1 pseudogene is annotated in these 230 nt (G+C 51.7%); it reads left to right on the plus strand.

From position 1 onward, the window contains the following. Positions 1-9 precede the first annotated feature (9 nt). Positions 10-230: pseudogene (locus tag ACSV5T_RS10495) on the plus strand (xanthine phosphoribosyltransferase); the annotation flags it as partial.

Below are 230 nucleotides of genomic sequence, written 5' to 3' on the forward strand. Positions count from 1 at the left end.
GGGAAAACAATGAAGCAGTTAGAAGACAAAATCAGAGATGAAGGGCAAGCGTTGTCCGAGCACGTATTGAAAGTCGATGCCTTCTTGAACCATCAAGTCGATCCTGTCTTGATGCAGGCGATCGGTCGTGAGTTCGCGGATCGGTTCCGTGACGCGGGAATCGATCGTATCGTCACATTGGAATCGAGCGGAATCGCTCCGGCGATGATGACGGCGCTCGAGATGAACAT

Source organism: Veillonella sp. ZSJB6 (assembly GCF_051549505.1).
In the GTDB taxonomy this organism is placed as follows: domain Bacteria; phylum Bacillota; class Negativicutes; order Veillonellales; family Veillonellaceae; genus Veillonella.